The following is a 9658-nucleotide window of genomic DNA, read 5'->3' on the forward strand; positions in this document are numbered from 1 at the left end:
ACAACTTCCTAACAATATTCCCAAAAAACTCAACTAAAAAATAGATTTTAACTTTTCGTTCAAGCCAGACCATGCCCGTCCGACACGCCCCCAAACCGATAAGGTTTCAGGGTCTTCATGTTCTACAATCGTGTCTTGAGTATAGTTTTGACTATAAAGCAATAAGCCTGAAGCTGTTGCATATTGTGAACGGCGTAAGGCGGCCTGATGCGGTTCATCGGCATAAACTTGTGAAGGATGATTCCCCAAGTGTGCCGAAACACCCAACATACGACGTACCAAGCTGATCATGCCTTCAATTTGTGAGGCATCACCCGCCAAAACCACACCATGATATAAACCATGAATGGCACCGCTCTTTTCGAGTTCCTGACGAATTTGTGCAAAAATTTCTTCATAACGCGCAATAATAATTTCCGCCAGTTCAATACGGCTAATGGTTTGCGGCCCATCAATGCCCTGAATCTGAATCATGTGATCAGGTTTGACCACTTTCATATCTACACAGCCATACAATAGCTTAATCCGTTCAGCTTCTTCAGTTGTGGTTTGTAACACCGCTGCAATATCGCGGGTGACATGTTCACCACCACGTTGCAAAGTGTGCGCCAAGGCCAAACGTCCATCTAAATAAACCGCAATACTGGTCGTGCCTGCGCCAATATCTACCAGACACACACCGTATTCTTTTTCATCTTTAAGCAGACTGGCTTCTGCAGTGGCTAAATTTGACACCACCATTTTTTCGACACCAATATTGGCACCTTTTAAAGCACGGTCTAAATTCTGCATGGTGCTAATAGGCAACATCATCAATTGATAATGCCCCGTCATGCTATGTGCTGACATACGAATTGGGTTTTGTACCCATTCACCCGAATCATCTAAATCGAAACCGAGTGGTACTGCACTCACCAAATAATGGTCTGAGGTGAGGTGACTGGCTTTGGCCAAGTCCAAGGCGCGTACCACTTCACTGGTGGTAATGGTGTGATCACTACTTTCAATAGGTGTGCGACCTGAAGCATAAAAGCTTTTTAGTTCTGCACTAGGAATAGAAATCCATGCCGAATGCACACGGCATTCCGCCATATCTTCTGCTTCTTGCACGGCATTTTTAATTGCAGTAATCACTTTATCGAGACTGACAATTTTTCCTTTACTCATGCCTCGATTACGTGCGGTGGCCATACCAATGACTTGGATATTGTCTGGCGCATGGACCTTAGCAATCAAAACTGAAACTTTGTGCGTCCCAATGTCAATCGCAACAACCGAGGGAACAGCTTCACTCATTTATTCACTACCATTACCAGTATGTTTAATTTATGGCTTAATGCCTCTATTTTTTTAAAGCCCAATATTATGGCTTTGCTCTTATTCCCTCTGCAATGCTTGTGTCATCAATCGTTACAACAAAGTGACCATTTGCAATTTTTGGCGGAATTGAGTTTTTCCATTGAATGGCTAAACCATTGCGATAACGCAAATCGATGGCGGATATTTTAGACCATACAGGTTTCAAATCACTTTGTGCAAGATGCCCCAAGCGCTGCAGCTTACTCATGGTTTGATCTTTATCTACAATAACACGTAGACCTGAATCAAACTGCATAAACCACGTCATACGTTCTGTTAAATATAGTTCTTTTAAACGATCGTTGACGGGTAAGAATAATTGGTTAATTTCATTATAACGACGCATCATCATTTTAGATTGATGCGTTGGCCCGTGTAATAACGGTAAATGTTGATTATTTTGTGGCGTGACCTCGGTAAAGACTTCACCGCTGTCACTGAGCAAACGACCTGTCCCCCAACGTGCAATTGGATGACGCGGCATAACCCGCACACGAATAGCATTCGGCCACGCACGTGAAACCACCACTCGATCTACCCAAGACAACTCCAAAGCGGTATCGCGGATTTGCTCTAGGTCAGAGGTGAAATAGTTCTTGGTCATTACAGGGTTCACATGCGTCATCACTTGGCGGTGTTCCGCATCTGAACGTGTACCCACTACATCTAGCTTGGCAATTTGTGCATCGGTCATGACTTTGTATAGCCCGTACGCACCCACTGCCAACACGAGCACCGCAACGCACAGCATTACCCAACCGCCAAAATGAATCAGCTTTTCTTTGGCTGTTGGCGGTTTGTCATGAATCGAGGTAATCGCTGCCCGTTTACGGCGCAAGGATGCAGGAAGTTGAGCCATATTTAGTGTGCTTCACCTGTAAGGGTTTGTGCCAAAATTGCCACACACAGCTCATCAAAACTATAGCCGACTGCATTTGCCGCTTTCGGAACTAAAGAGTGGCTGGTCATTCCCGGCACGGTATTCACTTCCAATAGCCAGAAATTGCCGTTCTCATCTTGCATGGCATCAATACGACCCCAGCCACTTGCACCCACGGCTTGGAAGGCACGTAATGCCAAAGCTTGTAACTGTTGCTCTTCGGCAGTGCTTAAACCACACGGAATACCGTATTGCACATCATTACGTTGATATTTGGCTTCATAATCATAGAACGCCACATCTTTCGGTGGTTCTAAACGAATAATCGGTAAAGCCTGACCATTTAACAGCACGATGGTAAATTCACGTCCTGTAATCCATTTTTCAGCCATAACAATAGCGTCATGTGCAGTTGCTTTCGCTACAGCATCGGCAAAGTCTTCTACTTTTTCGACTTTGCTCATGCCAATACTTGAACCTTCATGTACAGGCTTGATGATGAGTGGTAAACCCAATTCGGCAACCACGTCTTCAATATTGGAATCTTTGCTAACAATACGATATGGCGCAGTTGGCAAGTCAGAACCTTGCCAAATTTGCTTGGTCTTCACTTTGTCCATGCCAATGGCTGAACCTTGCACGCCCGTACCCGTGTATGGAATATTCAACCATTCCAAAACACCTTGAATTTGACCATCTTCACCACCGCGCCCGTGTAACACAATAAAGGCACGATCATAATTGACCAATTCGGTCACGCTACGTGTTTGTGGATCAAATGCTTCTGCATTGACCCCAGAACGTAGCAGTGCTTCGAGTACTGCTTGACCGCTGTCTAGAGAAACCTCACGCTCAGCAGATTTTCCACCCAATAACACGGCAACTTTGCCGAACTTTGAAGCATTTGACACGTTTATATCCTTAAACTTTAAACTGGTCGATCAAATTCAAACATCACAGGTTGTGATTATTTTAAATATAAATGGTTTTGTGCAAGCTCGATTGAAATCGCCCCCACATTACCTGCACCTTGGGTCAATAACAAGTCATTGGCCTGTAACACTTGTTTCACAATATTCGGTAGGTTGCCGTCATTTGGATCGACCAAAATTGGCTCAACCTGACCACGCAAACGAATACTGCGTGCCAAAGTACGGCTATCTGCGCCAACAATTGGTTTTTCACCCGCAGGATAAACATCGAGCAATAACAATTGATCGACTTGTGACAACACTTCCACAAAGTCATCAAAACAGTCACGGGTGCGACTAAAACGGTGTGGCTGGAACAACATCACCAAACGGCGATCAGGATGACTTTGACGCGCAGCTTTAATGGTGGCTTCCACTTCTTTCGGGTGATGTCCGTAGTCATCTACCAATTTCACATTGCCGTCTGCTACCGCAAACTCACCTTGTACTTGGAAACGACGACCGACACCGCTAAAGCCTTCTAAAGCACGGCAAATTGCACCATCAGAAACGCCTTCATCGGTGGCAATTCCAATTGCAGCCAAGGCATTCAATACGTTATGCAGCCCCGGTTGATTCACCGTCACGCGTAACGGTTCGCGGTCTTTACGCAGTACAGTAAAGTGTGTGCGCATACCGTCTTGATCAACATCAACGGCACGAATATCGTTGTCTTCATTAAAACCATAGGTCAATACAGGGCGCCCGATACGCGGCATGATTTCACGAATATTGGCATCATCACCACACACCACAGCCAAACCGTAGAATGGCAGTTTGTGCAAAAATTGAACAAAGGTATCTTTTAAGGTATCGAAACTACCACCATAGGTGTCCATGTGGTCGGCATCAATATTGGTCACCACAGCCGCCATTGGCTCTAGGAATAAGAACGATGCATCAGATTCATCGGCTTCTGCCACGATATAACGGCTAGCACCCAATGCTGCATTGACCCCAGTACGGTTTAGCAAACCACCAATCACGTAAGTTGGATCCATGTTTTCTTCGGCCAACATACAGGTGATTAAACTGGTAGTGGTGGTTTTACCATGTGTACCCGCGACTGCAATACCATGACGGTAACGCATCAACTCGCCCAGCATTTCAGCACGACGCACCACAGGAATACGGGTGTCAATTGCTGTTTTAATTTCTGGGTTTTCTGGGTCAATTGCAGTAGACACCACCAACACATTGGCGCCTTTAATATTCTCTGCCGCATGCCCAATATAAACCTTGATGCCGTTTTCTTCTAATTGCGCTGTGGTTTTTGAAGCTTTGATGTCTGAACCCGACACTTTATAGCCTTGGTTTTTCAAGACTTCGGCAATACCACACATCCCCGCGCCACCAATACCCACAAAATGAATGTGTTTGATACGGCGCATTTCAGGCACTTTGATTAATTTTTTCGCTTGATCAGCGGGTGTAGATGGAGACATATTTTACTCGAACAATGCTTGAATAAGACGAACCACGTGTTGAGTTGCATCAGGCTGCGCCTGCTGACGGGCTTTGACCGCCATTTCAGACAACAATTGACGATTCATTAACGGGGTTAATAATGTTGTTAAACTTTCAGGTGTCATGCTAGCTTGCGGACAGATTTTTGCTGCACCAAGATCGGCTAAAAACTTGGCATTGGCAGTTTGGTGATCATCCACCGCACTAGGCAATGGTACAAATACTGCTGCAACACCTGCAGTCGCGACCTCGGTTACCGTGAGTGCGCCCGCACGACAAATAATTAAATCGGCATCACTATAGGCTTTGGCCATATCTTCAATAAAAGGCTGTACCTCAACCTGTAAATGGTCAGGCTTGTGTGCATAACGTGCCTGCGTCGCATCGGCATGGTTTTGCCCACATTGATGATAAACATCTAAAGCGACATTTAGTTGCTTTAACGCTTCAGGTACACATTCATTTAAGGCTTGTGCACCTAGTGAACCACCCACAATTAAAATACGAATTGGCAAGCCTGCTTTTTCACGTTCCTGATAGCGCCATGCAGGGCTTAAGGTCGCAGTGATTTCTTCACGAACAGGGTTGCCTGTGGTGACAATTTTGTTACTGTTTGGAAAGGTATTTGGGAAAGCCTGACACACGGTTTTTGCCACACGTGACAATTGAGTGTTGGTAAAACCCGCAACTGCATTTTGTTCGTGAATCAGCACAGGAATACCCAAAGCACGTGCTGCCAAGCCACCCGGCCCTGCCACATAACCACCAAAACCTGCAACAGCATCAACTTTTAATTGCTTCATGTAACGCACAGCACTGAGCGTTGCGCCTAAAATTTTAAATGGTGCAGCCAGTTTACGGATCAAACCGTTGCCACGTACACCTTGAATATTAATTTGGTAAATTGGGATATTATGATTTTTAAGCAGACGATTTTCCATGCCCGTTGGGGTCGCCAACCATGACACTTGAATCCCTTGTTGCTGTAATTGTTTTGCGACGGCCAAAGCGGGAAAAACATGTCCACCTGTACCTGCGGCCATCATCATGACATGTTTAGGCTGTTGTTGCTGTGCGTCAGTCACGGTTTAATTCTTCAACTCAAAATAAGGCAAATAAAAATCTTGTATAAGCTATCAATTGTAATCACAAACGCATGGGCTTGAAAGGTTATTTACTTTTTTTCACCAAGTGCTTGATTGTTTTTTTCTACAGATTTTCAAGTTTAAACTAGTTTTATTATTAATCTACGGAAAATGTTAAGTTTTATTCAATTTTACTGCTTTGATTGATCTATTTTGCAAAGTGTTTAAGTTGTTTTTTGTATCCACGTCTCTAAAAACAAGGCCGCTTTCAAATAGAAAACGGCTTTTGTATTGATACAGTGAGCATAAAGCCCAAACTTAGTTGGGACGACCTGCTTCAAGTACGGTAAATAAATCATCGGCAATGGATGTACCAAACTGTGCATCAATTTCACGAATACACGTTGGACTGGTCACGTTGATTTCAGTGACATAGTTGCCAATCACATCTAATCCGACAAAAACCAAGCCTTTTTCACGTAAAAATGGCCCGACTTTGGCGGCAATGGCTTTGTCATTTTCAGTCAATGGACGTGCTTCGCCTAAACCACCTGCAGCTAAGTTGCCACGCACTTCGCCATTTTGTGGAATTCGTGCCAAACAATAAGGCACAGGCTCACCATTAACCATGAGGATGCGTTTATCACCATCTACAATTTCTGGAATATAGCGCTGCGCCATGATTGGCTGAGTGCCGTTGTTGGTCAGAATTTCAATGGTTGAGCCAATATTGACCCCATCTTGGTACAAACGGAAAATTCCCATGCCGCCCATGCCATCGAGCGGTTTAACGATCACATCACCATGTTGCTGAATAAATTTACGAATCAGGCTTTGTTGTGAAGTGACCAATGTCGGAACTTGTAGTTCTGGGAATTGAGTCGCAAACAGCTTTTCATTACAGTCACGCAGGCTTTGCGGCTTGTTGATGATCCATGCGCCTTCGCGTTCAGCTTGCTCTAAAATATATGTGGTATAAACGAAATTCATGTCAAAAGGCGGGTCTTTACGCATGAGAATGACATCATAATCAGCTAAGGATTCTTTGCGTTTTTCGCCCAATTCGTAATAATGGTTATAATCTTCAAAGACTTTGAGCGATGCAATCAGACCAAATGCCTTGCCCTGATCAATATATAAGTCTTGCTGTAATGCATAGCCCAAGGTATGCCCACGACGGCTTGCCGCCCATAACATCGCCATGGTTGAGTCTTTTTTCAAATTGACACTTTCGATGGGATCCATCACAACAAGTACGCGCATATTTCGGTGCTCTTTTGAAGAATTGAATAAGCAAAAGTATAGCGGAGTTTGGCTTTGGTTTTGCTGCAATTTTCGTAACGCTTTATCCACGATCATCATGCACTTAGGAGTATGCGATGCAACAAGCGATTATTGATTTTCATTTAGATGAAGAAAATGATTGGGTCGCAGATTTGGCCTGCGGTCATGGGCAGCATGTGCGGCATAATCCACCGTGGCAAAACCGCCCGTGGGTAATCACAGAGCAAGGGCGCAAGGAAAAGTTGGGGGTGATGCTGGAGTGTAAGAAGTGTGAGGAGGAGACTGAGTGAATACGCTTAGATACTCAGTGTTATTCATACCCTCTTCATACCCCAAATGTCTCCTTTTAAGTCGTGCGTGTATAGCATTCTTCGCTGCCATTAAAGGGCGATCTGGTCTCATCCATGGAACTCGAGAACTTGTGGTGCATCGCACTATGTTGTCGTGTATGACGTTAAAGATTCTGTTCGTATTTTAAGAATTTTGCATACATCACAACAGTAGGGTTAGGTTGATGTATTTACGCACTCCTGAAAACCAATACAACAAAGATCACTGGTAACTAGCGATCTGTTCAATCGCCAACTCATAAGAACTTTCAAACTGATATTTCAGCGTTTTATCTTGAGTAGAATGAATAAAATCTTCCATTTTTTGTCTATATTCTTCATGTCCTGCCTTATACATCGCGAGTAAGTACCCCCACTCACCATATAAATATTCAGAGTCATTTTTAGGAGTGACTTTCAATGTCTTTTCCAGCAATGACGCTACTTGGGCATAACATTTTTCATATTCATTTTTAGGCTTTTTAGCGTAATAGCTCAACTCACATTGAGTCAGTAAACGTGCTTCGCTAAACCTAGTTTTTAACATTTTACTATTTAAATCATAAGCTTCTTTATACATGGCTGTGGCTAAGTAAATCTGCATTTGCAACTTTTCTCGCTCGGAATCATTCTTAATTTTGTTTATTTCAGACAAACTATCTTTCATTACCTTATTAGCATGTTCTCTTTCCCTAAAATTCAAATTATGAATCGTATCTTTATATTTTTTTATAATAGATTGATCTTCTGCAGAAAGACTCTGGGCAGCTTCACTATCTTGAGTGAGTTCAACTTCACCATGATGTGTATTATGTCCATTAGATGAGCAGGCAGTGCTTCCGAATATCAAGAAGACTGTTAAAAAAATAAGAAAATTCTTCATCTAACTTCCCTTGCTGCGGAATTTAAAGTAAAGCTGTGGGTTGTAAAACTGGGTATCGGGGTAACAACTCCACCGCTAAACGTCAATACATATCCAAGATCTAATTCAACCCTCAATAGGAGTAAATCAGGCTCAGGCAAGGTAATGTTACAGAAACCTACTGGTTCTTTTCCTCGCTCAATACTCCAAACCCCACCATCAGACTTCAATTCTTGTATTTTTAATAATTCAGATTTTCTATTTTTTTCTTTATAGAGTCTTAGAGTTGCATAAGGAGTGATTTTATTTGCATCATGTTTTACAACTGGCGGGTGATATGAAACTGTTATAAACAGATTCTTTTTCTTTAAAATAGATGTAACGATAAAATCACATGCTCCTGAAACTATTTGTAAAACACTCCCAAATAGCCCTTTTTTATCTTCATCGTATGGAGGAATTCCTGTTTTAAATTTTACATAATCGGTTTTATTAAACTCAATATAATAGTTCTCATACTTCCTCTTATTTGTAAAACTATTTATTAAATTCTGTTGAGCACTTATAGGCAGAGTTTGCTCAGTTTGAGGATTAGAAACTATATGATAATTAGCATTACTCCCACCAACAACATGCGACTGTTGCGGCTGAATAATAGCACCGCATGTTAATTTATCCCCGACATAAGCAACTGGCTTACCATCAAAGATAATATGGTCATGGCTTTTAATCACTGAAGACCAACATTTACATCTTGGACAGAAATGCCCATCGCCCGCTCTAACAAAAGAATTGCCCATTTGAGAATTTCTTATCTGAGTAGCTAGAATACGACCACCATGATTAGTTGGTGCATTATGAATAGCAAAACCTCTCATAATCTTAATCCTTATAGTTTAGTCATGACTAAGAGAGTTCTGAAATGTTAATTGATCTTTAAAAATGCATATTGCCACCGAATTGTTAAAAGTATCAATAATTTCATCGCCATTCTTTAATTGACTACTGACCAATAGAGTAGTGATACCTTCAACAACTTTTAAGATTTGCTCAATCTCTTTTGAGAACATCTGTTGTTCTAGTGTTTTGATAAATAATTTGTATAACGAAGTTGATCTTGTCATTTTTGAGTTCGTATATGTTTTTATTATATAATGCGAAGTATAACAAACTTTTAAATTAGTAAAAAATCATAGTACTTTTCTCATATTAAATTTTAATGTGATTTAAAAATACAAAATTTGTCTCACCCCTCAGTCGGGCTTTTTTATTATTTATTACATTTCATTATATTATGGCTTTGTTGCACAAAGATTTGAAATGCAAAGCGCCCCTAATTGAGCCAAATTTAAGGCGTAACTTGGGTAAGTGGTCGACCTAATTCCGTAAATCTGTTGAGGACTGCTACACGTGCATGAATT

Annotated in this window: 10 protein-coding genes; 2 read left to right on the forward strand and 8 right to left on the reverse strand. The window is 42.0% G+C overall.

What is annotated here, in order from left to right:
• Nucleotides 1–33: 33 nt before the first annotated feature.
• The 6 genes from ftsA to gshB form a co-directional block, all read right to left on the reverse strand.
• Nucleotides 34–1296 carry a cell division protein FtsA gene (ftsA, locus tag FTT91_RS12330; RefSeq protein ID WP_004974236.1) on the reverse strand — a complete coding sequence of 421 codons (1263 nt, stop codon included), beginning with the start codon at nucleotides 1294–1296 and terminating at the stop codon, nucleotides 34–36.
• Between the two features lie 67 nt (nucleotides 1297–1363).
• Complete coding sequence (locus tag FTT91_RS12335; protein WP_004974235.1) at nucleotides 1364–2218, reverse strand: cell division protein FtsQ/DivIB; 855 nt, start codon at nucleotides 2216–2218, stop codon at nucleotides 1364–1366.
• 2 nt (nucleotides 2219–2220) lie between these two features.
• Nucleotides 2221–3150 (reverse strand): D-alanine--D-alanine ligase, encoded by a 930-nt coding sequence (locus FTT91_RS12340; protein ID WP_004974232.1) that lies wholly within the window; start codon nucleotides 3148–3150, stop codon nucleotides 2221–2223.
• Between the two features lie 56 nt (nucleotides 3151–3206).
• Nucleotides 3207–4655: a UDP-N-acetylmuramate--L-alanine ligase gene (gene murC / locus FTT91_RS12345; RefSeq protein WP_180169549.1), complete on the reverse strand. Its 1449-nt coding sequence runs from the start codon at nucleotides 4653–4655 to the stop codon at nucleotides 3207–3209.
• A gap of 3 nt (nucleotides 4656–4658) precedes the next feature.
• Nucleotides 4659–5762 carry an undecaprenyldiphospho-muramoylpentapeptide beta-N-acetylglucosaminyltransferase gene (gene murG / locus FTT91_RS12350; protein WP_104852726.1) on the reverse strand — a complete coding sequence of 368 codons (1104 nt, stop codon included), beginning with the start codon at nucleotides 5760–5762 and terminating at the stop codon, nucleotides 4659–4661.
• A 318-nt stretch (nucleotides 5763–6080) separates the two neighbouring features.
• Nucleotides 6081–7025 carry a glutathione synthase gene (gene gshB / locus FTT91_RS12355; RefSeq protein ID WP_180169550.1) on the reverse strand — a complete coding sequence of 315 codons (945 nt, stop codon included), beginning with the start codon at nucleotides 7023–7025 and terminating at the stop codon, nucleotides 6081–6083.
• A gap of 116 nt (nucleotides 7026–7141) precedes the next feature.
• Here gshB and FTT91_RS12360 point away from each other — a divergent pair, with 116 nt between their 5' ends.
• Together FTT91_RS12360 and FTT91_RS14915 are read left to right on the forward strand one after the other, a co-directional pair.
• Nucleotides 7142–7336, forward strand: a complete 195-nt coding sequence (locus tag FTT91_RS12360) for a DUF3565 domain-containing protein (protein WP_167846407.1) — start codon at nucleotides 7142–7144, stop codon at nucleotides 7334–7336.
• 154 nt (nucleotides 7337–7490) lie between these two features.
• Complete coding sequence (locus tag FTT91_RS14915; RefSeq protein ID WP_225531235.1) at nucleotides 7491–7550, forward strand: hypothetical protein; 60 nt, start codon at nucleotides 7491–7493, stop codon at nucleotides 7548–7550.
• A gap of 48 nt (nucleotides 7551–7598) precedes the next feature.
• On the opposite strand, the gene FTT91_RS12370 is transcribed toward FTT91_RS14915, so the two are convergent.
• Nucleotides 7599–8258, reverse strand: coding sequence for a hypothetical protein (locus FTT91_RS12370; RefSeq protein ID WP_180169551.1), 660 nt, complete (start codon nucleotides 8256–8258; stop codon nucleotides 7599–7601).
• Complete coding sequence (locus FTT91_RS12375; RefSeq protein ID WP_178867106.1) at nucleotides 8255–9115, reverse strand: PAAR domain-containing protein; 861 nt, start codon at nucleotides 9113–9115, stop codon at nucleotides 8255–8257. The genes FTT91_RS12370 and FTT91_RS12375 overlap by 4 nt, the downstream gene beginning before the upstream one ends.
• Nucleotides 9116–9658: the final 543 nt, after the last annotated feature.

It is taken from the genome of Acinetobacter sp. YH12021 (genome assembly GCF_013420145.1).
GTDB classification, from domain to species: domain Bacteria; phylum Pseudomonadota; class Gammaproteobacteria; order Pseudomonadales; family Moraxellaceae; genus Acinetobacter; species Acinetobacter towneri.